The organism is Bradyrhizobium sp. CCGB01 (assembly GCF_024199795.1).
Lineage (GTDB): Bacteria > Pseudomonadota > Alphaproteobacteria > Rhizobiales > Xanthobacteraceae > Bradyrhizobium.
In genome coordinates this window covers 4,367,354-4,392,015 of sequence record NZ_JANADK010000001.1, presented here as the reverse complement: position 1 = coordinate 4,392,015, position 24,662 = coordinate 4,367,354, and the positions used below count along the sequence as shown (strand labels likewise).

Sequence of the window (24,662 nt, the reverse complement as noted above, 5' to 3'; positions counted from 1 at the left end):
ATTGCCCGGAACTGGCTGGGGAACCTGGATTCGAACCAAGACAAACAGAGTCAGAGTCTGTTGTGCTACCGTTACACCATTCCCCACCGAAGCACTTGATATCACAAGACTTTCTTCGGAAGTGCTGCAAGCCCCGGCAAAAGTTTTGCAAATCACCGGCTCGCAGGCCGCTCATATAGCCGCGTCGGCATTCGCGGTCCAGCCCTTCTGTGAACAACGACGCCTTGTTCTCTCTACGTTCACGGGCGGCGCGGCCGGCCCAACGCTGCCGGGTCGGCGGCGGCCCTCACAAGAAATCCGAGGTGCAATAAGACAGGCTTACGATCGCACCCGGTGCACGCGCCCAAGCTCGGATCGCAAGATTAGCGGCCCTCAAGACCGAGGGCCGTAAGATTTGAATCGCGTCGCGGATCGTTGCGCTCATGGGCTGGTGGAAGATCCGTCCGCGCAGTCGCGCAACCCGCAATGCACGCACCACCGTATCAGGATCGGGAAGCCGTCCCTTATCCTCCAAAAGGCTCCAGGTGAGGTGCTTGAGATCGACGGTCTCCTGGTCGATTTGGGGGAACGATCCTGTTGCCGTGATGGTCGCGTGGCTGGTCATGTCATAGAAGACAAGACCATCGTCTATAGCAACCATGTCGCCCTGGCAGGCGAGATCAAGAAAGAACAGCTGGTCGACGCCCCAGCTTATCGACTTGTAGTTTCGCATCAGACATCCGGCCCGGATGACGTTGGCATTGATCAGCAGGGTCGATGGAACAATCCCGAGCAGTCGGGTCTTGCCCGCCAAATAGAGATCCTCCAGGCACTGCTGGCTCGAATACAGATAAACTTGGCCCCCTCGCCGGTACTTTATACCCCCGTCATGGACCACATGGGATGTGGAGGTCATGAATGCAGCGGTCGGGTACGTCCGCGCCATCTCCGCGAAAGTCGCGAGCGATGCTGGCGCGAGCCAGTCATCGTCATGCAACACTTTGATCCAGCGGCCGCGACATGCGAGCATCGCGTTGTTGGTATTTTCGACCTGGCCCTGGCCGCGGTGGTTCTCGATGACGCGGATACGCCGATCGCTCCGCGCGTATTCGGACAGGATGCTCCAAGCCGCGCCTTCTGGGCCTTCGTCGTCGCTGATCACCATTTCCCAGTCGGAGAACTTCTGCAGCAACACGCTTTCAATCGCACGGCGCACCATCTCCGGTCGGCGGAAGGTTGGTATTGCCACCGAAATGAAGGGCCGCTGTTCCGAACTGTGAAAACTAAGCCGCTCGGCGTGCAACTGGTCCATTTCAGTCGTCCCTCATTCATCGAAACGTCGTGGCCGGATTTGGCATAGCCGCCCACGGCCGGAGCCTTTTGATGAACGTTCTCGAGGCTCGCGTGAATGCTAGGAAGAAGATTCGGACGCGGTCATCGTCCATTCGCAGGACAATGTTCCCGCAGGCCGCGACGTTTCGAAGCGGCTAGCCGGTTGCAACGAAAGACGAATTCCCGTCTGCGGCGAGTCCGAGCGGACTTCAACTGGAATGGTGTCCCGAATATCGACAGCCCGATAAAGACGACCCCGGCCGGGGGGGCTTGATAGGGGTGAAGGCCGGGGCCGCTTGGGGACGCTTGGCCCTTGGCAAAGGCCAAGCGGTTCCAAGCTTACCCTGCCCTCACAGCGCTTCTGTTCGCTTCAGCACATTCCCAGACCAAAATTACCAATCTTTCCCGAACCGATTCCCATACACGAACGTATCTCCAAGGAGGAACGGCTTCTCTATCGTCTTCGATTGGCAGATCATGGGACATGTAGTCTTGACTGACGAAACGGGCTCGCAGAGCAGATTTCTCATTCGGATGGGTGGCATCGGTTGGATGGTCTACGACCGGGAGCGCAGAGGCCCAGCGGTGATTGGAACAGAGTTGGCAGCCAGACTGACGAGGGATCAGGCCGAACGGCTGCTCCATCAGCTTCTCGTTCAGTGGACGATTAACCCCGAGCGGCCAACGTAAGTGCTCTCCCTTGGAGCCGCTGGCCTGGGCGTCGCACTCCCATTTGGCCAGCGGTCCATTTGGACTGCGCCCGATCGCGGCGGGCGAGCCGCAGTTAAGTCCGCCGCATTGCCAATAGTTCCCGCAACGGCATGTGGGGCCTCGCCGGCACTCACCGAGCCTTGACTTGGTCTCCAAGCATTATCTGCTGCTCGGCTAGTGAGCGCCGCAGATGCGAACCACGATCTCACCCGTGCCGCTCGCGATCATCACCTGGCCGTATTCGTCCTGCGGCGGACTCTCCTCATAGCGGAGCGGGATCGTGGTGATCCCTTCCTGCGTCTCGCCGCCCGGCTGCTGCGTGCTCACGTCGAGGATCAGGATCTTCGGATTGATGCCCTGCGGCGAGCGCCTGGTCAGCCGGGCCTGCCAGCCATCGGCCGGTACCCTCACGTCGCCGATCATGACCAGCTTGGGAGGCGCGCCCGGCGCGCGGTCGATCCAGGCCTTGAAGGTGTCTCTCAGCAGGACAGTCATGATGTCTCACCCTTGCCAAGTTGCGGACTGCGACCCCGCCTATCAAATCGACGTAACGTGACGGACAGTTGTCAGGCCCCGACAAATCACCCGAGCACCGCCCGCCGCTCGGACCGGGCTTTCAAGTCCCCGGCCGCGACTTTCGCGCGGATCGCGTCAGCGACCGCCGGAGCCTCACCGCCAAGCGCATTCACAGCCGGCAAGTTTCTTCGCCCCTGGACGATCTTGCCGCCTACTCCAGCTTGATGTTCGCGGCCTCGATCACCTTCTTCCACCGCTCGGTCTCGGAGGCGATGTAGGCCTTGAAAGGTTCGGAATCCACCGCAACCGCGGCCGCGCCGAGCTCGGCCATCTTCTGCACCGTCTCCGGCTGCTGCATGAAGGCACGGATCTCGGCCGAAAGCTTTTCGACGATCGGCTTTGGCGTCGCTGCGGGGACGAAGAAGCCGTGCCAGGCGACGGCCTCGAAGCCCGGCAGGAATTCGGCGACGGCGGGCACCTCGGGATCGAAGGCGGCGCGCTTCGGCGTTGCGGTCGCAAGCATCGCGAGCTGGCCGGTCTTCACCTGCGGCAGCAGCAGCGGCACGTTGTCGAAGGCGAGATCGATCTGGCCGCTCAATAGATCCGTCAGCATCTGGCTGGAGCCCTTGTAGGGCACGTGCACCATCTTGGTGCCGGTCATCTGCTGAAACAGTTCGGCGGCCAGATGCTGCGAGGTGCCGACACCGGCCGAGCCGAACGAGACCTTGTCCGGATTCGCCTTCAGATAGGCGATCAGCTCAGGAACGGAGCGCGCCTTGATCTTGTTGGGATTCACGACGAGGACGTTCGGCACGACGCTGATCTGGGCGACCGGCGCCAGATCCTTGTCCGGCTGGTAGCTGAGCTTCGGCCCGTAGAGCGTGGGATTGATCGCGAGCGCGGAGGTGCTGGCAAGGCCGAGTGTAATGCCGTCCGGCGCTGATTTCGCGAGCCGCGTCACACCGAGGATCGAGCCGGCGCCGCCGACATTCTCGACCACGAACGGCTTGCCGAGCTTCACCTGCAGATGGTTGGACACCATGCGCGCAAAAATATCGGCGGTGCCGCCGGCGGCGAAGGGAACGATCACCGTCACCTGCTTGGACGGATAGCCGTCCTGCGCCGTTGCCGGTGACGCCGCCAGCAACACGGCTGAGGCAAGAACAAGCCACATCGATCTCATCGAAGTTTCCTCTGTTTTCGGTGTTTGTTGATTGGCCGCCGCGAATGAGCGGCGGAGATGGCTAGAATGCGACCTCGTACATCGCCAGGATCGCATCCCGGCCGAGGTCGCGCGGATTGTTGTCGAGCAGGCGGCGGATGGCGTGCGCCTCGTCGGCCATCACGCCGAGATCATTTTTGGGCACGCCGAGCGCCGACAGCCGCATCTCGATGCCGAGATTCTTGCAGAACCCATAGGTCGCCTCGAGCGCAAGCTTCGGATCGCGTTGCTCCGGCAGGCCGAGCGCCGCGAGCACCGCGACCGTCTTCGTCTCCACGGCCGGCATGTTGAAGGCCAGCGTGTGCGGGAAGATTACGGCGCAGGCCAGGCCATGCGCGACGTGGTGGCGCGTGCCGAGCGGATAGGCCACCGCATGGCCGGCGGTGGTGTTCACCGGCCCGAGGCAATAGCCGCCATAGAGCGAGGCCAGGGCAAGACCGGCGCGCGCCTCGCGGTCGCCGCCGTCGGCCACGGCGCGCTTGAGATACTGCCCGACCAGCCGCGCGCCCTCGATCGCGTAGAGATCGATCATCGGATGCGCCTTGCGGCTGGTATAGGCCTCGACGCAATGGGCCAGCGCATCGACGCCGGTCGCCGCGGTGACCTCCTTCGGCACGGTCATGGTCAGATCCGGATCGACGATAGCAATGTCGGCCAGCATGAAACGGCTCTGCACCGCCTGCTTGTTCTGGCTGACGGGATCGGTGACGAGCGCGCGGGTGCCCGCCTCACTGCCGGTGCCCGACGTGGTCGGGATCTGCATCAGCGCGATGCTGCGGCCGGCCACCTTCTCCGGCCCGACGATGTCGGCAAAGGCCACGTCGCTCGTGCACATCACCGCGACCAGCTTGGCCAGATCCATGGCGCTGCCGCCGCCGAAGCCGATGACGAGATCGGGCTTGGCTTCGCGCGCCATCGCCACTGCCTTTTCGAGGTTGGGCAGGTCCGGCTCCGGCTTCACGTCGCCGAACACCTTGACGGCGCCCGGCAGCGCCAGCGCGTCGACGCGGCGTGCGTTGAACGGGTCGGAGATCACCAGCGGCCGTTTGGCGCCGATGCGCTCGGCAAAGCGCGCAGCAGCGGTGATCGTACCGCAGCCGAATTCGAGAACGGCGGGACGCTGGATTTCGATGGGCGTGAAGGCGTTGGTCATCGTGCGCTCGATCTCATGACTTGGATGCGGGAGTGCCACCAGCCAGCCGCTCGGCATAGTCGATGGCCTCGATCAGGCTATGCTCGTTGGCGATGCCCTTGCCGGCGATGTCGAAGGCGGTGCCGTGATCGACGGAGGTGCGGATGATCGGCAGGCCCAGCGTGATGTTGACGCCGGACAGCTCCTGCCAGCGGCCGGTCGCGGGATCGACCTGGAAGCCCAGCAGTTTGACCGGGATGTGCCCCTGGTCGTGATACATCGCGACCGCGGCATCGTATTGACCGGCGCGCAGCTTGACGAAGATGGTATCGCCGGGCACGGGGCCGACGACATCGAGGCCGTCCGCGACCGCTTTCGCGATCGTCGGCGCCGAGACGTCGATGTCCTGCCGCCCGAACAGGCCGCCCTCGCCCGCATGCGGGTTGAGCGCGGCAATCGCGATCTTCGGCTTGGCGATGCCGAGCCGCAGCAGCGCATCGTTGGTGAGATCGATCACCATGCGCAGGCGCTCCGGCGTCAGACGCTTCGGCACGTCTTCCAGCGCGACATGGGTCGAGACATGGCTGACGCGCATGTTGCCGTGGGCGAGCAGCATCACCGAGCCGCGCACGCCGGTGAGATGCGCCAGCATCTCGGTATGGCCGGGGAAGTGATAGCCGGCCTTGTTGAGCGCCTCCTTGTTGAGCGGCGCGGTGACAATCGCGGAAGTTCGCCCGGCCTGCGTCAGGCGCACGCCTTGCTCGATCGCCTTGTAAGCAAAGCGGCCGCCATCGGCGCTGAGCACGCCGGGCTTGATGGGATCACCTTCGGTGTCGGCCTGAAGGAAGCACAGGTTCGGCCAGTCGCGATCCCCGGTCTTCACTTCGGGGATGGCAATGTCGGCGCCGAGCGCGGCCTTCGCGCCATCGAGCGCAGCGCCGCTGCCGATGACCAGCAGGCGCAAATCGCCCGTCGCGATCCGGTCCTTCAGCCCGACGCAGGCCTTGACGATGATCTCGGGCCCGATCCCGGCGGGATCACCCATGGTGATGGCAAGATGACGAGAGGTCATGTCGGACTCCCCATGTTGAGCAAATGATTGTCCCGGAGCAGATCGCGCCACAGCTCGCGCGCGCCGAATGCGCCAGATTTGGAGATGATTTCGACGCCCGCCCAGCGGCCGCCTTGCAGCACCGAGCGCGGCAGCCCCGGCACGATACGCCCCGTCACCCGGAGCGCGCGCGCCCCGAGCGAAACGCATACGGCCTTCAAGGTCTCGCCGCCAGCGACGATCAGGGTTCCCGGCGGATCGAGCACCGCAACCAGCGCCGCCAGCTCGCGCGCGATCCGCTGTGCCGCCTCGGCGCGCGAAAGGCCATCCGCGAGTGCGAATTTCACCAACGCCACGCCATCGTCGGCCAGCTTGCGCTGAACGCGCGCGCCCCCCTCACCCTCGATCAGCGCAACGGTGGCTTCGCCACATGCTGCGAGCTGGGAGGCGGTCGCAGCCTGATCAGAACCGAACAGGCCGAGCACCGGCCGCTTCAACTGGCTCGGCGCATCGGCACGATGGCTGCGGGCGAGCGCGCCGGCGAGCCCGCCGCTTCCGCACCACAGCACCGGCCCCGGCATCCGCCGCGCCATCTCGACGATGCGATCGAGCTCAATGTCACTCTCGGCATCGAAGACCTGAACACCGCCTTGCGGCAGCGTATCAGCCCGACCCTGCCGTGCTTCAATGCCCTCGAGCCGCAATTGCGCGAGGAGATTGTCCCCGACGCGATGCCAGTCGCCTTGCACTGTACGCGCAAATTGCTGGCCACCTACGGTGCGGCGTCCCTGATAGTCGAAGGCCGGCGCGACCACGCACGATGCCCAATGGCCGCTGCGCAGGCAGGCGCCAAGCTCGGCCGCCCAGGCGCCGCGCAGCAGGCTGTCGACCTTCTTGTAGGCGATCGTCCCACCCTGAAGCTGCCGCGCCAGTCGTCCGACGATCTCGACGCTGTCGGCTTTCGACCGCTCGCGGGTGCCGCTGTCGATCGCGAGGCTTTGCGCGCCCGGGATCGCGGGCGCATCCGCCCAAGAGACGTCGAACGGTCCGCACAGGCCGACGAACTCCGCCGCGGTGTCGAGCGCGCCGGTGAGATCGTCGGCAAGCAGGCGAACGCTCGTCATCGTCATGCTGCTCCCGCGCCAAATATCTTGTCGGGATTCATCAGGCCGTTCGGATCGAGCAATCGCTTGATGCCGCGCATCAGCTCGATATCGAGCGGATCGGCGACGCGGGCCAGGCGGCCGCGGTTGGTGATCCCGATGCCGTGCTCGGCGCTGATCGCCCCGCCCTGCGCCGCGGTTTCGTCGTCGACGATCTCGTTGATTTGCGCGACCAGCGCAGCCGTCGCCGCCGGCTCCTGGCAATGCGCGCGGTCGATCAGGGCGATCACGTGGATGTTGCCGTCGCCGATATGGCCGTGCATCACGACCCGCGCATGCGGCACGGCGGCGTTGATCCGGGCTTCGACATTGGTGACGAAAGCGGCCTGACGCTCCAGCGGCACCACGCTGTCGTGCGACACCACATAACCGCTGCGCTTGTTGCCTTCGGACACGCTGTGCCTGACCGCCCAGATCGCCTTCGCCTGCGCAAGACTGGACGCCAGGATGACGTCTTCGGCGAGGCCGGCCTCCATCGCATCGGCGAGCACCGTGGCGAGTGGCTCGTCGAGATCGACGCCCGCGAGCGTGTCGGTCAATTCGACGATCAGGTACCACGGCGTCGTCAGCTCGAACGGGATCGTGACATGCGGCACGGTCTCCGCGATCGCTTCGATCTGCGCGCGCGACATGATCTCGAGGCTGCCGAGCCGGTCACCGACGGCGCCGCGCAGACGCGCCATGATCTCGAGCGCCTGTTCGACCCCTCGCAACTTCAGCAGCGCCAGGGCCGAGCTGCGCGGCGGCGAGAACAGTTTCAGCACCGCCGCGGTAACGATGCCGAGCGTCCCCTCCGCGCCGATGAAGAGCTGCTTGAGCGCGTAACCCGTGTTGTCCTTGCGCAGTGCGCGCAGGCCGTTGAAGACACGCCCGTCGGGCAGCACGACCTCCAGCCCGAGCACGAGATCGCGTGTCGGTCCATAGCGCAGCACGGCCGTGCCGCCGGCATTGGTCGAGATGTTACCGCCGATCTGGCATGACCCCTCGGCGCCCAGGCTCAGGGGAAAGTAGCGATCGACGGCGCGCGCGGCATTCTGGACCTCGGCGAGAATGCAGCCGGCCTCGACCGTGATTGTATTGGCAAGCGGGCTGACGTCGCGCACCGCTCGCATGCGGTCGAGCCGGATGACGACATTGCCGGAGCGATCGTCCGGGGTTGCGGCGCCACACATGCCGGTGTTGCCGCCCTGCGGCACGATCGCGAGCCGCTTATCGGCACAGAACTTGACGACAGCGGCGACCTCGGCGGTCGAGCCGGGCTTCACCACCGCGACCGCGCGGCCGCGATAGCGCCCGCGCCAGTCCACGATATACGGCTCCTGATCGGGCCCGGACGCGATGACGTGCTTATCGCCGACGATCGCGGCAAGCCCGTAAAGCGCAACCTGGAAGGTGTCTGACATCCGATCGCCTCGTCGCCGGTGCCCGCGCTAGCCAGCGGCGGCGAATGCCGCGGCATTCACAAGCAGCTCTTTCTCTTGCTCCGGCGGCAGGGATTCCAGCGGCGGCCGCAGGCGCTTCCATCCAGCATGCTTGGTGCGGTCCGCGGCCAATGCCTTCAACGAGGCCATCTGCGGGAACCGCGAGACCAACTCACGCGCCCTCACGATGCGCGCCTGCGCTGCCTTCAGGGCCGGATCATCGTCACTGTCGCCAAAATGCTTGAAGACGTAAGCAAGACTGCGCGCGACGACATTCGAGGTCGCGGTGATGCATCCCGCGCCGCCCTTGCGCAGCAGCGGCAGCATCAGCGGGTCGGCACCGCCCAGGACCGCGAAGCCGGGGAAACGCTCGACCATCGCGGTCATGTTGGCGAAGTCGCCGGACGAATCCTTGATGCCGGTGAACGTCGCCGGATAAGCCTTGCGCAGCCGCTCGATCAGCGCATGCGAGATCGGCTGCGCCGACATCTGCGGGTAGTGATAGAGGACAACCTTCAGGCGCGCATCGCCGACGCGCTGCACGATCTCGCTGTAGGCGGCATAAACGCCCTCGTCGCTGACGTTCTTGTAATAGAACGGCGGCAGCATCACGACGGTGTCGACGCCGACCGACAGCGCGTGACGCGTCAGCACGATAGTGTCGGTGAACGCGGCGACGCCGGTGCCTGGCAGCAGCTGGTTCGGCTTGATGCCGCCGGCGATCGTGGCCTCCAGCAGCGCGGTGCGCTCGGCGACCGAGAAAGAGTTCGCCTCCCCCGTCGTGCCGAGCATCGCGATGCCGTCGCAGCCCTCATCCAGGAGATAGCGGCAATGCGCGACGAAGCGTGCGTGATCGGGCGCAAGTTCGGCATCGAGCGGTGTCAGCGCGGCGGAGAAGACGCCATGAGGGTGCAGCGAAGATGTCGACAAAACTTCCTCCGATCGCCAGATTGATATTGTTCGGAATGCGAACATTTGTTATTTACTGATGCTGTCGTAAAATCAGCGCGTCCCCGCGTCAAGGGCGACGGCTGTGCTGGCGGGACATTCGAGCATGGCCAAGGTCGAAAAGAAGGCCGCAAAGCGCAAACCGGAAGCTAGCGCGAAGAATCCCAAGAATTATGTCGCTTCCGTCGGCAAGGCCTTTGCCGTGCTCAGGAGTTTCACGAGCGAAACCTTTGAACTCACGCTGAGTGAGATTGCCGCACGGGCCGATCTCGATCGCGGGACCGCGTTCCGCCTGATCCAAACCCTGGTCGAGCTCGGCTATCTCCAGACCGTTCCGCAAAGCCGCCGGTTCCGTCTCGGAGTTGCCTGTCTCGACCTCGGCTACACCGTGCTCTCGCGCGGTTCGTTGCGGCCGATCGTCGAGCCGCTGTTGCGCGATCTCGTCCCGGCCGTGGGCGATGCAGCCTCGCTCGGCATTCTCGACGGCGGCGACGTGGTCTATCTCGCACGCGTCGGTGCCGGTCTCGACCGTCACAAGATGGACCGGCGGCCGGGCACGCGCATTCCCGCCTACAGCGCCGCGCTCGGCCATGTCATGCTGGCGCATCTGGCCCGGGACCAGCAGATCGAGCGACTGGAATTGCGCCCTCGCGTAAAGCTGTCGGAGCGAACGCTGACCGATCTCGACGCCCTGCTCGCCCGGCTCGATCAGGTGAAGAAGAAAGGCCATGCCGTCTCCGACGGCGAGAATGCCTATGGGCTGCGCACGCTGGCAACGCCGATCTTCGACGCCCAGGGTCTTGTGGTCGGCGGCCTGAGCGTCACGGTCGATGCGATGCGCATGGACATGTCGGCCTTCCGCGACCAGGCGCTGCCGCGGCTGATGCAGGTGACGCGCCATGTGCAGGATCTCGCGATCAAGTCGGGATTGACGAGCTGAGTGCTCGTCGCGCCGACTAGACCACGATGTGATCGAAGTCGGCGGCGATCCGCGTGATCGGAAAGACCTTTGTCGCCTCAGCCAGGATCTCTTCGTCCGGATAGCGTCCCGACATATGGACCAGCACGAGCTGTTTGACATTATTTGCCGCGGCAAACGAGGCGGCCTCGGTTGCGGTGAGATGGCCGTAGTCCCGTGCAGTCGATGCGTCGCGATCGAGGAAGGTCGCCTCGATCACCAGCAAATCGGCATCAGCGACATGTTTGGATAGCCCATCCGTGGTTTCGGTGTCGCCGATCACGACGAGCCTTCTACCGCCGCTCGGCGGCCCCAGCACGTCTTCCGGATCGATCGTTCGATCGCCGATCACGACCGGTCGCCCTGCGGCGAGTTCTCCGCGCATGGGACCATCGGGGACGCCAAGCACTTCGAGGCGATCAGACAAGAGATGGCGGCGGGCGGGGCTCTGGAAGACGAAACCGAAGCTGTCGGTGTCGCGGTGCCGGACGGGAAAGCAGTCGATGGTAAAGTCACCGGCGTCGATGACCTGCCCCTCGGCCAGCGGCGCGAACTCCACAGGGATCGGCGCCCTGCCCGCGCCCCACAGGCCCGCGAGCATGCGAATGACGATGTCGAGCGTCCTCGGTCCGGCATGAATAGTCATCGCGTCGGCGCTCTGCCGCAAGCCCAGCGTCGAGAAGAGGCCGGGGATACCGAGCACATGATCGAGATGACCGTGTGTCAGCAGGATGCGGTCGAGCCGCCGAAAGCCGGCGCCGCTGCGCAGCAACTGGCGCTGCGTGCCCTCACCGCAATCAACCAGGATACGCTTGCCGGCGGCCTCCACGAGGAGGGCCGGATGGTTGCGCTCCACTGAGGGAACGCTTGCCGAGGTCCCGAGAAATGTCAGGGCGAACATGGGCGTCAGTGTCCAGAGGCCGGCCGCTCCCCGACAGCACCTCAAGGGTCCGCACGGTGGCTGGCCTCACCGCCCCCAATGCCACGCGAGCAGCAGCGCGTACAGTCCCATCGATCCCGCATAGAGCGTGGCAAGGAGCGCGTACCCCGCGACCTGGCGACCGAGCGCCGCCTTCGGCGTCACCCACCAGTCGAGCGCCCGGAATGCGGCCGGCACGAGGAACCAGCCGAGCAGTTGGGTGCTGACGAGATTGCCGACGAACAGCGACAGCCACACCGGCACGCCGTGGCTGTCGATCAGCGGCGCGCTGATGAAATAGCCCCAGAGGTAGACGACGGGATAGAGCACCAGGAGGACGATGAGGTTGCTCTTCCAGATCAGGCCAGGTCCTTGCTCCGGAGCCTGGACCTTGCCGGACGGGAACCAGAAATTGAAGCCGTAGCTCGCCCGCTTCACGCTCATGCCGGCGTTGAAGCGCTCGCCCTCCTTCAACAGGGTCTGCCGCACGGGCGAGTCGAGCCATGCGTTGAGATTGGCATCGCCGTCGAACGACAGGATGACGATCCATTCATCGTGCAGGCCCGGAATCGGCCGCTCGATCTTGTGGCGCAGGAATCCCCTGAACTCTGCCTCGGCAGCCTGGATGCGCTGTTGCCATTTGAGGAACTCGTCTTCGAGACCATCGGGCACTTTGAAGGAGATGACAGCGGAGACCGCGCTGTCGCGCTGAACGCCGGTGTCGGGCAGGATATGGACATCCTCCGAACCGACGAAGAAACGCTGCACCTCTCCGATCAGCCGCGCCCGCACATCGCTCTGAAGCCAGGCGCGTGCGGCGGCGGGATTCGCGAAACGCAGGATCGTCACCCAGTCCACATGCGCCGGCGGCTGCGGCGGCACCACCTCCTGGCTGAGGAAGCCGGGCCACGCCTTGAGCGCCTCACCGACCTCGCCGTTCCACCGCGCGAACGCGGCAAAGCCGTCGTCCGCGATGCGGCGCTGGATGACGAGCGCGACCGGCTGGCCGGCGGTGTCGGGAGATGCGCTCATGAGCGGCCGTCAGCTCTTCTTGTAGAGACGCTTGCCCATCACCCAGGTCTCGTCGACGCAGCGGTCGTCACCGACCATCATGACGGCGAACAGCATGCTCGCGGTCTCGTCCATGGTGCGCGGTCCGCCGCCGTCGGCGATCAGCGACTGGTGCCAGGGTTGCGCGGCTTGCCCGCCGTTCGGATCGAGCGCGACGAAATCAGCCTCCTTGCCAGGCTCGAAATTGCCGAGCTTGTCGTCGATGTAGAGGCCTTCGGCACCGCCGAGCGTGATCGACCAGAAACCGCGATAGGGCGAGAGCTTGTTGCGCTCGGCTTCCGCAAGGTCCTTGCGCGTGGGGTCGATGCTGCCGTCGAGCAGCGTGTTGTTGCACATGCCGACCTTGTAGGCGTCGTCGAGCACCGAGATCATCGAGAAGCGATTGCCGCCGCCGACATCGGTGCCGAACGACATCTTCACGCGATGCTCCGGATCGGTGGCCCGGCCGAGGCGGAACAGGCCGCTGCCGAGGAACAGGTTCGAGCACGGGCAGAACACCACCGCCGCGCCCTTCTTCGACATGCGGCGGAACTCGTTGTTCGAGAGATAGACGCCGTGGCCGCCGGAGAACTTCGGACCGACCAGGTCGAACTTCTCGTAGACGCCAAGATAGTCCTGGCAATCCGGGTGCTCGACAAGCACGCCGCTGCACTCGGCCGGATTCTCGGAGATGTGGGTATTGACCCAGCAATCCGGATGCTCGTGCTTGAGGCGCTGACATGCCTTCAGAAGCTCCGGCGAGGCGCCGAAGGCGAAGCGCGGCGTGATGGCGTAGAGATTGCGGCCCTTGTTGTGGTACTCGGCGATCAGGCGCTTGCTGTCGCGATAGAAATTCTCCGGGGTATCGACGAAGTCGGCCGGCGCGTTGCGATCGATGCCGGTGAGACCCGCGATCACGCGCATGTTGCGGCGGGCCGCTTCCTCGAACAATTCCTCGGTTGAAACAGGCGAGGAGCTCGTGAACGCCTGGCAGGTGGTGGTGCCGGACGCGAGCAGCGCATCGAGGAAACGCTTCACGCCCTCGCGCGCGTAGTTGCGATCCCGGTATTTGAGCTCTTCCGGATAGACCCACTTCTGGAGCCATGGCAGGAGCTGCTCGCCATACGCGCCGAGCACGCGGGTCTGCGGCAGATGGATGTGACCATCGATGAAGCCCGGGACGATAATGCGGTCCTTGATGTGGGTGATCTCGACGCCCGGATGTGCGGCGGCGATTTTCTCGTAAGGACCGAAGGCCTTGATGACGCCGTCGGTGACGACCATGAGGCCGTCCTGGTGGAAGCGCGCGGCCGCCTGCTCGTTGCCGACATGCTTCCAGGGATCGTCGACGAAGTCGAAGAACGTGCCGCGAATACCGACGGTGGTCATGAACTGGTTCCTTCCTTAAGTCTGTGTGGCCTGGCGCGCCGAGGGCAGCGAGATGGCAAGCAGCGTGCCCGCGACGGCGCAAAGGCCGAGATAGAGCCATCCGATCGGCGCCTGCGTCGCTTCCGGCAGCACCGCAGCGATCGCCATGGCGCCGCTGACCGCGAGATAACAAAGCGCGCTGATGAGGCCGCCGATCAGGCCGTGATCGCGCTCGAACAGGCCGAGCGCCATGCCGTACATCATCGGGCACAGCACGCCGCAGCCGCCGAGCACCAACGCGCCGCCGATCGTGATCGACGCAAAATCGAGACCGAGGGTCATCCCGGTCGCGGTCAGGACCGCGGCACCGGCAAGAAACAGCGCGAAGGCGCCGAACCCCATCACGCGGGCCGGCATGAAGCGCGCGAAATGGGCGCAGCCGAGCTCGCCTGCGAGATTGACGCCGCCAAGGCCGAGCGCAACGAGGCCGTAGATCGCCGCGGAATAGCCGAGGCCGGTCTGGTAGAAGAACGGCGCGACGACGCCGAATGCGAGCTGCGCGCTGGCCGCGGCGGCGAACACCAGCACGAAGGCCAGGAAGCCCGGGCGAACAAGCGCCTCGCGCAAGATACCGGCCGTGCGGCGCGGATCGAACGGCGCGCGCCGCTCCGCAGGCAACGTCTCGGGCAGGAGAAACACGACGATTGCGGCAACGATGGCCGCGGCGATGGCAATGATGACGAAGACGCCGCGCCAGGACGTCAGCTCGACGATGAAGCCGCCAGCCGCCGGTGCGAGCACGGGTGCGAGTCCCCAGGCTGCCCCGAGCAGGCCGGAGATCGCGGTAAGTTCACGGCCGCGAAAACAGTCGGCCGCAACCGCATAGGCGACGACGAGACAGGTACAGCCGCCGACGCCTTGCAAGAAGCGCAGCGCAAGCAACAGCGATGCACTGGTGGCCAACGCACAGGCGATGCTCATCGCGATGAGCACCGAGAGGCCGGCGAGCAGGACGTTGCGGCGGCCAAGCGTATCCGAGGCGATGCCGACCGGCACCAGCGCCAGACTCATGCCGAGCATGTAGGCGGTGACGGTGTTCTGCATCGATGCGGAATCGGTTGCGAGGTCCACCACCATCTGCGGCAGGCCGGGCGTATAGGCATCGAGCGGAATCTGGCTGAACGGCACGACGCACAGCAGGATCGGCACGATCCCACCCTTCGCGCGACCGGCGTCCGAAGCAAGTGCAGTCATGGCTTACGCCCCCTCGATGCCCGCGGGCCCCGTCTTTTCGTGCGCGCAATGAGACGCGACGATGCGGGTTGCGGATATTGACGCGCGGACCGTGCCAGAACTGTGTGTAAAAACTCTTAGGGGTTCCGCTTCAATACGGGCAGCGCCGTGAAGACGGCGTCCATTAACCGTTCGGAAGGCATCGCCGTTTCGAACGCAAGGTCAGCCTCAGCCAGGCGCAGATCAAAGCAGGAAACCCTCGAGAGCTCCGAGAAACTGTCGCGGCGACTGAAGCTGCGGCACGTGGGCGCAACCCTTGATGATCTTGAGTTCGGCGTACGGCAATCCGGCGGCCAGCTCATGCGACATCGGCGGCGGCGTCGCTTCATCGTGCTCGCCGACCAGGACGAGAACCGGGACTTTCACCGCGGCAAGCTCGGCGCGAAGATCGAGACCGGCCAATGCATCGCACGCGGCGCGAAAGACGTCGGGATCCGTCCGCAGGAACGCTGCACGACGATCCTGCATCAGCCCGGGATGCTGCGCCTGAAACTCGGGTGCGAACAGGCGCCGCATCGCGACATCGGTGATGGCCTCCAGTCCTTTCTCGCGCGATGCCTTCGCCATGTTGCGAAACGCTTCGCGGCCGGGCTCAGAAAAGGTTGCGCCGCTGTCGGCGAGAACGAGCTTGCCGGCGACCTCCGGATGCCGGATCGCCATCTGCAAAGCGACGAACCCGCCATAGCCGTTGCCGAGGACGATCGCCGGCGCGCCGCCCGCGGCATCGCGGACGGCCTCAGCCATCCGGTCTGCGACCGCGACAAGTCCGCCCGCGACCGCACCTGAACGGCCGAAGCCCGGCAGCTCCGGCACGATGGTCCGAAACGATCCTTCGAGCTCGGGCACGATCGCATCGAAACTCGCGCGGTCCGACAACAGCGAGTGGAAGAGAAACAGCGGCGGCCCCTCGCCCGATTGCGCTGCGTTGACGGTCCCGTTGGCAAGAAGCCTGTCCATGTCCGGTCTTTCCTTCATTTCGTCGGTCATACGCGTGCCCGAAGGCCCCGACCGATAAATCAACTGTCAGGGAATTCAAGCATTTGGCTCTTGACGTGAAATATCACGACTGAGATATTAACGCCAAGGAGAACTGAAATATGATGCTTTTGCGCGAGAATATCTATGATCGCCTACGATCTGATATTTTAGCATGCCGCTTTGCGCCGGGCGATGAAATGCGCGAACAGGATCTGGCCGAGCGTTATGAAGTGAGCCGGCAACCGGTCCGGGATGCGCTTCTGAGGCTGCAGCGCGAGCATCTGGTGACTGTGCAGCCGCGCCAGGGTTATCGGGTCACTCCGATCTCGCTGTCCGACGCCCGCGACCTCCTGCGCTTCCGTCTTGCACTGGAGCCGGCCTGCGTCACCGAAGCGATCGAGAGCGCACCCGACAGCGTTTTGAAATCGCTCGACGAATTTCGCCGCTTCTCCGGCAACCACGAAGACTTCATCGCCTACAACCGCGCCTTCCACACCGCGCTCGCTCACGCCTCCGGCAATCGCCGCATGGCGACGGCGCTGTGCGACCTGATCGGCCAGGCCGACCGGCTGGTCCGCGTCAGCATCTCCAATCTGAAGGGCCACGACCCGGCAAAGCTCGTCGCCGAGCACGTCGCCCTGATCGACGCCATGCAGCAGCGGGAGACGCGAACCGCGGCGCGCATCATCAAGGCCCATATCGGGGCCACCGAAAAACGCGTTCTGCCGGCGCTCAAGCGCAACGCCGTCATCGTCGAAGAGAGGTCATCATGAACATTCCCTCGAAACCCGCGTCGATCGACGTCGAAATCCACGGCAATTTCATCGATGGACGTGAAGTCGAAGCCGGAGGCGGCACGATGCTGGACGTCCGCAATCCCGCGACCGGCGACGTGATTGCCCGCATTCCCAATTCGACCGCCGAAGATATCGGCCGCGCCATGAAGAGCGCGCGTACCGCGTTCGAAGGCAAGGCGTGGGGCGGGATGGACACGCGCGCGCGTGCCAGACTGGTCAACAAGCTCGCCGACGCGTTCGAGGCCAATCTCGACAGCCTGTACCGGCTGGAGACCCTCAACAACGGCCGCCCGATCAACGAGACCCGCGCCCAGCTCTCCCGCCTGCCCGACTTTTTCCGCTATTTCGCGGGCGTTGCGCTGTCGCGGCGCGATTCCGTGATTCCCGTCGAAGGCGCGTATCTGAACTACACGCTCCGCACGCCGATCGGCATCGTCGCCAATTGCACGCCCTTCAACCACCCGCTGATGATCCTGTGCAAGTCGCTCGCCGTGGTGCTGGCGACCGGATGCGTCACCGTGGTCAAGCCGTCCGAATACACGCCGCTGACGACATTGAAGCTTGCGCAGATCTTCACGGAAGCCGGCCTTCCGCCCGGCGTCTTCAATATCGTGCTGGGCCTCGGCCAGAGCGCCGGCAAGATGCTGGCCGAGCACGGCGACATCAACAAGCTGGTCCTGACCGGCGGCACCGAAGCCGGCCGCATCGCCGGCAGCGCGGCCGCAAAGGTGTTCGCGCATCAGACCATGGAGCTCGGCGGCAAGACGCCGGTGATGGTGTTCGACGATTTCGACGTCGACCGCGCCGTCAACTATGCCGCATTCGGCGCCTTCATCGGCGCCGGCCAGACCTGCGTCTGCGCCTCCCGCCATCTCGTCCAGGCCTCGATCTATGACGAGTTCGTCGAGAAGCTGCAGGCCAAGACCCGCACGATCCGCGTCGGCGACCCCTTCGATGCGAACACCCAAATGGGTCCCGTGATCTCCGCCCGGCAGCGCGACCGCGTTCTCGCCTATGTGGGCTACGGTCACGAGGACGGCGCGCGTCTCGTCGCCGGCGGCGTTGCCGCGAAAGTGCCGGGTCACGACAATGGCTATTTCGTCGAGCCGACCGTGTTCGCCGACGTCACATCCGACATGCGCATCTTCCAGGAGGAAGTGTTCGGTCCGTTCACCTCGGTGACGCCGTTCAGGGACGAGGCCGACGCGCTGCGGCTTGCCAACGACTCGCCGTTCGGCCTCGCCGCCGCGATCCGCACCCGCGACGTCGCCCGCGCGCACCGCGTCGCCGCCTCGGTCAAGGCCGGCATCGTCTGGATCAACGATCATCACCGGCTTGACCCGGCCTCGCCCTGGGGCGGCGTCGACGATTCCGGCATCGGCCGCGAGTGCGGCACCGAAAGCTTCAACGACCACTTCAACACCAAGAGCGTGATGGTCGCGACCCACGAGCAGCCATTCGACTGGTACCGCGACACGGCTAATCAGAAGCGGCTGAACTAACAGAACTGCAAGCGGCCGACCGCCCATAGAAGGCGGGCCGCATCAACCAGAATAACAGTCAAGGGAGAGCGTATATGTCGACATCGGTGAACGCAGGCAGCCGTCTGGATCGGCTGCCGATCGGCCCATTCCACCGCCGCATCATGCTATTGATCGGCATCGGAATGTTTTTCGACGGTTTCGACATCTATATCGCCGGGACGGTGCTCAGCGTGACGCTGAAGACCGGCTTTTCGACGCTCGCCCAGAACGCGGTCTTCATCTCCGCAACCTTCGTCGGCATGATGCTGGGATCGTTCGGCACCGGTTTCCTCGGCGACCGCTACGGACGCCGCTTCACCTATCAATTCAATTTGCTCCTTTTCGGCGTCGCCTCCCTCGCCGCGGCTTTCTCGCCGAACATGGCCTTCCTGATCGCCTGCCGCTTCGTCATGGGCGTCGGGCTCGGTGCGGAGAACGTCGTTGGCTATTCGACGATGACGGAATTCGTGCCCGCGCGCACGCGCGGCAAGTGGCTCGGCTTCACGACCGTGTGCGTCGTCACCGGTTTGCCCGTGGCGCTATTGGTCGCATCCGTGGTGGTGCCGCAATTCGGCTGGCGCTCGATGTTCGTGCTCGGCGGCGTCGGCGCGCTCGTCGTGTGGTACATGCGCAAGTCGCTGCCGGAATCGCCGCGCTGGCTGGAAGCGGTGGGGCGCACCGCCGAGGCCGAAGCGCTGATGCAGGCCATCGAGAAGGAGGCGGCGCAAGGTCAGCCCTTGCCTGCTCCCGCGCCCACCACACCAGCCCCGGTCGCGGCTGATCTGGGCACGCTGTTCACCGCGCCTTTGCTATCGCGGATGATCGTCGGCGCGATCTGCCTGATCACGATCAACACCCTGCTCTACGGCTTCGTCACCTGGCTGCCCGTGTTCTTCGTCAAGCAGGGCCTCTCGATCGCGACCTCGTTCGGCTACTCGCTGCTGATGGCGCTTGGCGCGCCCATCGGCTCGGCGATCGGCGCGTTGACCGCCGACCGCTGGGGCCGGAAGCCGACCATCATTGGCGCGTCCCTGATCACGGTGGCGCTGGGCATCCTCTATCCCTCGATCTCGGATCCGATCCTGCTGCCCGCCGTGGGCTTTGCGCTGACCGTGCCGATCTACGTCCTGGTCGCCCTTCTGTTCGGCATCTACATTCCCGAACTGTTTCCGACCGAGGTCCGCCTGCGCGCGTCCGGTATCGTCAACACGCTGGGCCGCGGCGCCACGATCGTCACACCGTTCCTCGTCGTGTCACTGTTCGAGACGCGGGGCGTGGCCGGCGTCATGGCGCTGATGATCGGACTGCTGGTGGTGCAGATCATCACGGTCTGGGCGCTCGGCATCGAGCCGCGGCATCGCAGTCTCGAAGAGCTGAAGGCCGAGGAAACCGCTTCGCCGGTGCTCAAGGAAGCTTCCTGACACTCTCCACAACGTCATGGCCGGGCTTGTCCCGGCCATCCACGCTTTGACTGCCCAGCACCTAGAACGTGGATGCCCGGGACAAGCCCGGGCATAATGTCTTCCGTAGATTTTTCAAATACGCACGCCTCCCGCCCCGACAGGCGGGCAGATCTGGTTCCCGTTGCGCCGCCTCCTCATCTCGCCGCCAACATTGCATGTTCGATTCCCGGTTCGGTTCGCCGAGACCACGCAATGCAAGGGAGTTCGCGATGACCGCAGAGGCAGCTGACCTGAACTACGGCTCGATCGGCGCACTCCTTGGCGCCCTGTACGCGCGCAAGATCTCTGCGTCAGAATTGCTCGCGCATACGATCGCGCGCATCGAGGCGCTGGACGGGCGGATCAACGCCATCGTCGTTCGCGATTTTGATCGTGCAAGGGACGCCGCGCGCGCCGCCGACGCTGCGCTTGCCCGCGGCGAGCGGCAACCGTTGCTCGGCATCCCCGTGACCTTGAAAGAGCCGTTCAACGTCGCCGGCCTGCCGACGACATGGGGCTTTCCGCATTTCAGGGATTTCCAACCGGCGGAAGATGCCCTCGTCGTCTCGCGGTTGAAGGCCGCAGGCGCCGTCATCATCGGCAAGACCAACATCCCGATCGGCCTCAGGGATTTCCAGAGCTACAACGAGATCTACGGGGCGACGAACAATCCGTGGGATCTCGGCCGCTCGCCCGGCGGCTCCTCGGGCGGATGTGGCGCGGCGCTGGCCGCAGGGTTCGGTCCGCTCTCGATCGGCTCGGATATCGGCGGCTCGATCCGGGTGCCCGCACATTTCTGCGGCGTGTTCGGACACAAGCCGAGCCTCGGCCTGGTCCCGCTGCGCGGCTACAGCCTGCCGCCGGCGCCGCCCGTTCCCGGCCATGGCGATCTGGCTGTCGTCGGACCGATGACGCGCACCGCCGAGGATCTCGCATTGTCGCTCGACGTGATCGCCGGCCCCGACGAGACCCGCGACGGGATCGGCTATCGCCTTGCGCTGCCCGCCCCGCGCCATGACCACCTCAAGGATTTCAGGATCCTCGTGATCGATACCCATCCGCTGATGCCGACGGGCGACGCGGTGCGTTCGGCCATTGGACGGTTGGCTGAACGGCTCGAGCGTACCGGCGCTCGGGTCGCGCGCGCGAGCACGTCGCTGCCCGATCTCGCCGAATCCGCGCGGCTCTACATGAAGCTGTTGAACGCCGCGAGAAGCCCGCGCCTGACACCAGCCGCCCTCGCCGAGGCGCAACACGTTGCCGCAGCACTCGCGCCCGACGACCGCAGCCTGCAGGCCGAACGCGCCCGCGGTTGGGGCATGATCCATCGCGAGTGGCTGGCGATTGATGCGGCCCGCCTGCAACTGCAACAGAAGTGGTATCACCTGTTCCGCGAGTTCGACGCGGTGATCTATCCGGCCGCCGCCGTGCCGGCCTTTCCGCACGATCATTCCGAACCGTTCGACGCACGGCAACTGAACATCGACGGAAAGCTCTATAGTTACTCTGATGCGTGCTTCATCTGGGCCGACCCCGCCTCGACCTGCGGACTGCCGGCGACCGCCGTCCCGATCGAGCACGCGCCGTCGGGCCTGCCGATCGGCGTCCAGATCATCGGGCCATATCTAGAAGATCGGACGACGATTGCGCTGGCCGGATTACTCGAACGCGAGTTCGGAGGCTTCGTGCTACCGCCGTCGCTGCCGCCAATGCATTCGGCGAGCTGACAAAGGCGGTGGTGCCTCGACCGCCTCCACCTCCACATACCGCAGCGCTTGGCGATCAGCGCCATGTCATACACGTACGGCCATCGTCGCTGCATCACCGATACGACGGATCTGCCCGGCACGCGGTAGCACGTCAAAAAATATCCTTTGATTTGAATCAACGCGACCTCGTAGTGAGCGATCACCATTAGCGAGGTGCCTGGGGGCAATTTTACCTAGGAGATCGCCGATGATGAAAATAGTAGTGTTCGGAACAACTGCACTTTTCCTTACAGCATCGTCGATTGCCAGCGCGCAAAACTCGCAAACCTCTGCTTCCACGTCTCCGGATCGGTTAAATGCAGCGGACCGGAACAACCTGACGGACATGAGGATTGACCTGATAAAGGCCGCGTTGCAGCTGACACCTGAGCAGGAAAAGCTTTGGCCGTCTGTAGAAAGCGCTATTCGGGCCAGGGCGGAGGATCGGAAAGCGCGTGTTGCAAAAATCCAGGAAACGGTGGGCAGGCGGGTCGACGAAAGCCGCGTCGACGCGATGCGCAATCGTGACCCCATCGCGTTTCTGCAACGACGATCCGAAGCATTGGCTCAACGATCAGCCGACTTGGATAAACTCGCCGAAGCGTGGCAGCCACTATACAAAACGCTTAATCCCGAACAGAGGCAGCGCATGGCCGCCCTCGCGATCTTTGTACTCCACGATATGAGTGATGTCGTCGAACGACGTCGTGCACAGCTGGAGGACGAGGACTAAGCAACGTCATTCGATTCCGACCTGCAGCGTAGAGTCGGATCATACGCGGTTACCTGGCTTTGCGCCTGGGCGGTGCTTCGCGCGACCGCCCAGGCTCGAAAGCAAGGTCGTTGGCAAGCGCGCGGCGATGACCTCGCGGCGCTAACCGCGCATCTCGCCTTCGCAAATCGCATCACGTCTGCTGCTGACCCGGCGACAGATTGCGCTGCCGCACGAACTTGTTCGGTATCGGGCAAGCGGGCGTGACCTCGTCGCGTCAGGCCGACGATTTTATGGGCATACGGCCTGGGGTCTAGGCCTTTGCCGACTGCGCCTCGACCGCCTGCACTGCCACGCTCGCCACCTGCCGCAGCGCTTCGCGATCCGAGCCCGAAGACGCCATCACACCCATGCCGACCGACACAGCCGAGACATAGCGCGCAAGCGCGGCGGGATCGGACGTCGGCTTCAGATCGCCTTCGGCTTTTGCGCGAATAAAACGGTCGCGGAGCTGGTCCTCGTTCTGGGCGCGGCGGGCGGCGAGTTCGAAGGGAACGTTCTCCGAGCCGGTGCCGCAGGCGATGCCGCCCTGCACAAGCAAGCAGCCGGGCGGATTAGCGGGATCGGTCTGCTTGTCGGCGATGCCCATCAGCATCCGCTCGGCAACTGCGCGGGCGGTGGGGGCGGCAACCACCTCATCCATCCAGACACCGCGCAGCTTGGTGTAGCGGTCGAGCGCGGCCTTCAGCAGGCCTTCCTTGTTGCCGAAGCAGGCGTAGAGGCTCGGGGGATTGATGCCCATGGCCTCGGTGAGCTGGGCAATGGTGGCGCCCTCATAGCCATGGCGCCAAAACACTTCCATCGCCTGGTCCAACGCCGTTTCAGCGTCGAATTCGCGGGGGCGTCCCATGCCCATGTGCCTGTACTCCTCGGAATTGGCAGTCTGACGGAAGCTAACGCCAAATCCTATCTATTTGTTCTAGCTTTATTTTCTCAGCCACTTCCAATTCTTGCGGTATGTCGCTACAATTTTCTTAGTGAATGGTACATAAGTATCTTGCACTGCGACATCCAGCTCCACATCTGTAGTGAACACTACATATCTGGAGCGCGCAAATGCATCCCTCGCAAAACTCCCCCCGCACCGGCCGTTTCCGCCGCCTTCTCGGCGGCGTCGCCATCGTGGGCGCCCTCGCCGTGGCCGGCTCGATCGCGACCGGTCACTACTTCCATGCAGCCCAGGCGACGGCAACGGCCGCCGCGGCTGAACAGGCCGTTTCCGTCACCGTCGCGATGATCGAGCCGCGGCAAACCGTGCTGTGGGACGACTTCTCCGGCCGGCTTGAGGCCATCAACCGCGTCGAGCTCCGCCCGCGCGTCGCGGGTGCGATCCTTGCGACCAATTTTACTGAAGGCGCGCTGGTGAAGGCCGGCGATGTCCTCTTCAAGATCGATCCGGCGCCCTATTCTGCCGAGGTCGACAAGGCCAACGCCCAGCTCGAAGCGGCGAAAGCCCGCGTCGTGTTCACCCAGAGTGAGCTCGAGCGCGGCGCGCAGCTCGTCGGCAATGCCGTGGTCACGCGGCGCGACTATGACCAGCGCGACAACGCCAATCGCGAAGCCATCGCCAACGTCAAGGCCGCCGAGGCGACGCTCCAGACCGCAAAGCTCAATCTCGACTACACCGAGGTACGGGCGCCGGTGGACGGGCGCGTCGGCAAGATCGAGATCACCGTCGGAAATCTCGTCGCCGCCGGCACCGCCTCCCCGGTGCTGACCTCGCTGGTCTCGGTCAATCCGATCTACGCCTCCTTCGATGCGGACGAAGAGGTCGTGCTGCGCGCACTGAACTCGATCGCGGATGCTTCCGGCAAGCGCGGCAATCTCGACCAGATCCCGGTGGAGATGGCGACGTCAGGCGGTCTCTCGGCGAAGGGCCACATCCAGCTGATCGACAACCAGGTCAACGGCCAGAGCGGCACCATCCGGGTCCGCGCGGTGTTCCAGAACGAGGACGGGCGTCTCATCCCCGGCCAGTTCGCCCGCGTGCGCATGGGCCAGCCGAAGCAGCAGACGCTGGTGATGATCGACGAGCGCGCGATCGGCACCGACCAGGACAAGAAGTTCGTGATGGCCGTTGGTGACGACAGCCGTGCGGTCTACCGGCCGATCACCCTCGGCGGCGCCGTCGATGGTTTGCGTATCGTGACGGCGGGGCTGAAGACCGGCGACCGCATCATCGTCAACGGCCTTCAGCGCGTGCGTCCCGGCGCCCTCCTCAAGACGGAGGTCGCCGCGATGGGGGCGCGCGGGCCGCAACAGGCATCGAACCACAGCAACCAGGACGTGGTGCAACGCTAGTTACCTCGTTCCGGGCTACGCCTCGTGCGAGCCCGGAA

General features: G+C 64.7%; 21 protein-coding genes and 1 tRNA gene. 7 read left to right on the top strand and 15 right to left on the bottom strand.

Features of this window, described 5'->3' with window-relative positions:
* Positions 1–12: 12 nt before the first annotated feature.
* From NLM25_RS19985 to NLM25_RS19945, 9 genes are all read right to left on the bottom strand, one after another.
* Positions 13–86: transfer RNA gene (locus tag NLM25_RS19985), tRNA-Gln, on the bottom strand.
* Between the two features lie 200 nt (positions 87–286).
* Complete coding sequence (locus NLM25_RS19980) at positions 287–1,291, bottom strand: glycosyltransferase family 2 protein (protein WP_254138084.1); 1,005 nt, start codon at positions 1,289–1,291, stop codon at positions 287–289.
* 905 nt (positions 1,292–2,196) lie between these two features.
* A complete protein-coding gene (locus tag NLM25_RS19975; protein ID WP_254138083.1) occupies positions 2,197–2,517 on the bottom strand; it encodes a hypothetical protein in 321 nt (106 codons plus the stop codon).
* A 232-nt stretch (positions 2,518–2,749) separates the two neighbouring features.
* Positions 2,750–3,721 (bottom strand): tripartite tricarboxylate transporter substrate binding protein, encoded by a 972-nt coding sequence (locus NLM25_RS19970; protein ID WP_254138082.1) that lies wholly within the window; start codon positions 3,719–3,721, stop codon positions 2,750–2,752.
* A 61-nt stretch (positions 3,722–3,782) separates the two neighbouring features.
* Positions 3,783–4,913: an iron-containing alcohol dehydrogenase gene (locus tag NLM25_RS19965; RefSeq protein WP_254138081.1), complete on the bottom strand. Its 1,131-nt coding sequence runs from the start codon at positions 4,911–4,913 to the stop codon at positions 3,783–3,785.
* A gap of 13 nt (positions 4,914–4,926) precedes the next feature.
* Positions 4,927–5,964, bottom strand: a complete 1,038-nt coding sequence (gene pdxA / locus NLM25_RS19960) for a 4-hydroxythreonine-4-phosphate dehydrogenase PdxA (protein ID WP_254138080.1) — start codon at positions 5,962–5,964, stop codon at positions 4,927–4,929.
* The gene (locus tag NLM25_RS19955; protein WP_254138079.1) at positions 5,961–7,067 is read right to left on the bottom strand and encodes a four-carbon acid sugar kinase family protein; all 1,107 of its coding nucleotides are present in this window, start codon (positions 7,065–7,067) and stop codon (positions 5,961–5,963) included. The genes pdxA and NLM25_RS19955 overlap by 4 nt, the downstream gene beginning before the upstream one ends.
* A gap of 2 nt (positions 7,068–7,069) precedes the next feature.
* Positions 7,070–8,509 carry an FAD-binding oxidoreductase gene (locus tag NLM25_RS19950; RefSeq protein ID WP_254138078.1) on the bottom strand — a complete coding sequence of 480 codons (1,440 nt, stop codon included), beginning with the start codon at positions 8,507–8,509 and terminating at the stop codon, positions 7,070–7,072.
* A 27-nt stretch (positions 8,510–8,536) separates the two neighbouring features.
* On the bottom strand, positions 8,537–9,457 hold the full coding sequence (locus tag NLM25_RS19945) for a dihydrodipicolinate synthase family protein (protein WP_254138077.1): 921 nt from the start codon (positions 9,455–9,457) through the stop codon (positions 8,537–8,539).
* 124 nt (positions 9,458–9,581) lie between these two features.
* On the opposite strand from NLM25_RS19945, the gene NLM25_RS19940 reads away from it, so the two are divergent.
* Positions 9,582–10,415 carry an IclR family transcriptional regulator gene (locus NLM25_RS19940; protein WP_254138076.1) on the top strand — a complete coding sequence of 278 codons (834 nt, stop codon included), beginning with the start codon at positions 9,582–9,584 and terminating at the stop codon, positions 10,413–10,415.
* 16 nt (positions 10,416–10,431) lie between these two features.
* On the opposite strand, the gene rnz is transcribed toward NLM25_RS19940, so the two are convergent.
* The 5 genes from rnz to NLM25_RS19915 form a co-directional block, all read right to left on the bottom strand.
* The gene (gene rnz, locus NLM25_RS19935) at positions 10,432–11,334 is read right to left on the bottom strand and encodes a ribonuclease Z (protein WP_254138075.1); all 903 of its coding nucleotides are present in this window, start codon (positions 11,332–11,334) and stop codon (positions 10,432–10,434) included.
* 66 nt (positions 11,335–11,400) lie between these two features.
* Positions 11,401–12,384 carry an antibiotic biosynthesis monooxygenase gene (locus NLM25_RS19930; RefSeq protein ID WP_254138074.1) on the bottom strand — a complete coding sequence of 328 codons (984 nt, stop codon included), beginning with the start codon at positions 12,382–12,384 and terminating at the stop codon, positions 11,401–11,403.
* 9 nt (positions 12,385–12,393) lie between these two features.
* On the bottom strand, positions 12,394–13,791 hold the full coding sequence (gene guaD / locus NLM25_RS19925) for a guanine deaminase (RefSeq protein ID WP_254138073.1): 1,398 nt from the start codon (positions 13,789–13,791) through the stop codon (positions 12,394–12,396).
* A gap of 15 nt (positions 13,792–13,806) precedes the next feature.
* A complete protein-coding gene (locus tag NLM25_RS19920) occupies positions 13,807–15,024 on the bottom strand; it encodes a multidrug effflux MFS transporter (RefSeq protein WP_254118536.1) in 1,218 nt (405 codons plus the stop codon).
* Positions 15,025–15,246: 222 nt separating this feature from the next.
* Entirely contained in the window at positions 15,247–16,020 is a 774-nt protein-coding gene (locus tag NLM25_RS19915) for an alpha/beta fold hydrolase (RefSeq protein WP_254138072.1), read from the bottom strand.
* Positions 16,021–16,163: 143 nt separating this feature from the next.
* On the opposite strand from NLM25_RS19915, the gene NLM25_RS19910 reads away from it, so the two are divergent.
* The 5 genes from NLM25_RS19910 to NLM25_RS19890 all read left to right on the top strand — a co-directional run bounded on the left by NLM25_RS19910 (position 16,164) and on the right by NLM25_RS19890 (position 22,284).
* Complete coding sequence (locus tag NLM25_RS19910; protein WP_254141223.1) at positions 16,164–16,814, top strand: GntR family transcriptional regulator; 651 nt, start codon at positions 16,164–16,166, stop codon at positions 16,812–16,814.
* Positions 16,811–18,340, top strand: coding sequence for an aldehyde dehydrogenase (locus tag NLM25_RS19905; RefSeq protein WP_254138071.1), 1,530 nt, complete (start codon positions 16,811–16,813; stop codon positions 18,338–18,340). The genes NLM25_RS19910 and NLM25_RS19905 overlap by 4 nt, the downstream gene beginning before the upstream one ends.
* A 74-nt stretch (positions 18,341–18,414) precedes the next feature.
* Positions 18,415–19,782, top strand: a complete 1,368-nt coding sequence (locus NLM25_RS19900) for an MFS transporter (protein WP_254118533.1) — start codon at positions 18,415–18,417, stop codon at positions 19,780–19,782.
* 251 nt (positions 19,783–20,033) lie between these two features.
* Positions 20,034–21,530: an amidase gene (locus tag NLM25_RS19895; RefSeq protein ID WP_254138070.1), complete on the top strand. Its 1,497-nt coding sequence runs from the start codon at positions 20,034–20,036 to the stop codon at positions 21,528–21,530.
* A gap of 229 nt (positions 21,531–21,759) precedes the next feature.
* Complete coding sequence (locus NLM25_RS19890) at positions 21,760–22,284, top strand: Spy/CpxP family protein refolding chaperone (RefSeq protein ID WP_254138069.1); 525 nt, start codon at positions 21,760–21,762, stop codon at positions 22,282–22,284.
* 292 nt (positions 22,285–22,576) lie between these two features.
* On the opposite strand, the gene NLM25_RS19885 is transcribed toward NLM25_RS19890, so the two are convergent.
* A complete protein-coding gene (locus tag NLM25_RS19885) occupies positions 22,577–23,179 on the bottom strand; it encodes a TetR/AcrR family transcriptional regulator (protein WP_254118528.1) in 603 nt (200 codons plus the stop codon).
* 200 nt (positions 23,180–23,379) lie between these two features.
* Here NLM25_RS19885 and NLM25_RS19880 point away from each other — a divergent pair, with 200 nt between their 5' ends.
* The gene (locus NLM25_RS19880; RefSeq protein ID WP_254118527.1) at positions 23,380–24,624 is read left to right on the top strand and encodes an efflux RND transporter periplasmic adaptor subunit; all 1,245 of its coding nucleotides are present in this window, start codon (positions 23,380–23,382) and stop codon (positions 24,622–24,624) included.
* The last annotated feature ends 38 nt before the right edge of the window (positions 24,625–24,662 follow it).

Excerpts from the sequence above, each read along its gene's own strand:
- NLM25_RS19905 (WP_254138071.1), top strand. The coding sequence starts at position 16,811 with ATGAACATTCCCTCGAAACCCGCGTCGATCGACGTCGAAATCCACGGC.
- rnz (WP_254138075.1), bottom strand. The coding sequence starts at position 11,334 with ATGTTCGCCCTGACATTTCTCGGGACCTCGGCAAGCGTTCCCTCAGTG.
- NLM25_RS19975 (WP_254138083.1), bottom strand. The coding sequence starts at position 2,517 with ATGACTGTCCTGCTGAGAGACACCTTCAAGGCCTGGATCGACCGCGCG.
- NLM25_RS19950 (WP_254138078.1), bottom strand. The coding sequence starts at position 8,509 with ATGTCAGACACCTTCCAGGTTGCGCTTTACGGGCTTGCCGCGATCGTC.
- NLM25_RS19970 (WP_254138082.1), bottom strand. The coding sequence starts at position 3,721 with ATGAGATCGATGTGGCTTGTTCTTGCCTCAGCCGTGTTGCTGGCGGCG.
- NLM25_RS19890 (WP_254138069.1), top strand. The coding sequence starts at position 21,760 with ATGATGAAAATAGTAGTGTTCGGAACAACTGCACTTTTCCTTACAGCA.
- NLM25_RS19955 (WP_254138079.1), bottom strand. The coding sequence starts at position 7,067 with ATGACGAGCGTTCGCCTGCTTGCCGACGATCTCACCGGCGCGCTCGAC.
- NLM25_RS19910 (WP_254141223.1), top strand. The coding sequence starts at position 16,164 with ATGCTTTTGCGCGAGAATATCTATGATCGCCTACGATCTGATATTTTA.
- NLM25_RS19885 (WP_254118528.1), bottom strand. The coding sequence starts at position 23,179 with ATGGGCATGGGACGCCCCCGCGAATTCGACGCTGAAACGGCGTTGGAC.
- NLM25_RS19895 (WP_254138070.1), top strand. The coding sequence starts at position 20,034 with ATGACCGCAGAGGCAGCTGACCTGAACTACGGCTCGATCGGCGCACTC.
- NLM25_RS19920 (WP_254118536.1), bottom strand. The coding sequence starts at position 15,024 with ATGACTGCACTTGCTTCGGACGCCGGTCGCGCGAAGGGTGGGATCGTG.
- NLM25_RS19980 (WP_254138084.1), bottom strand. The coding sequence starts at position 1,291 with ATGGACCAGTTGCACGCCGAGCGGCTTAGTTTTCACAGTTCGGAACAG.
- NLM25_RS19880 (WP_254118527.1), top strand. The coding sequence starts at position 23,380 with ATGCATCCCTCGCAAAACTCCCCCCGCACCGGCCGTTTCCGCCGCCTT.
- guaD (WP_254138073.1), bottom strand. The coding sequence starts at position 13,791 with ATGACCACCGTCGGTATTCGCGGCACGTTCTTCGACTTCGTCGACGAT.
- pdxA (WP_254138080.1), bottom strand. The coding sequence starts at position 5,964 with ATGACCTCTCGTCATCTTGCCATCACCATGGGTGATCCCGCCGGGATC.
- NLM25_RS19915 (WP_254138072.1), bottom strand. The coding sequence starts at position 16,020 with ATGGACAGGCTTCTTGCCAACGGGACCGTCAACGCAGCGCAATCGGGC.
- NLM25_RS19940 (WP_254138076.1), top strand. The coding sequence starts at position 9,582 with ATGGCCAAGGTCGAAAAGAAGGCCGCAAAGCGCAAACCGGAAGCTAGC.
- NLM25_RS19930 (WP_254138074.1), bottom strand. The coding sequence starts at position 12,384 with ATGAGCGCATCTCCCGACACCGCCGGCCAGCCGGTCGCGCTCGTCATC.
- NLM25_RS19965 (WP_254138081.1), bottom strand. The coding sequence starts at position 4,913 with ATGACCAACGCCTTCACGCCCATCGAAATCCAGCGTCCCGCCGTTCTC.
- NLM25_RS19900 (WP_254118533.1), top strand. The coding sequence starts at position 18,415 with ATGTCGACATCGGTGAACGCAGGCAGCCGTCTGGATCGGCTGCCGATC.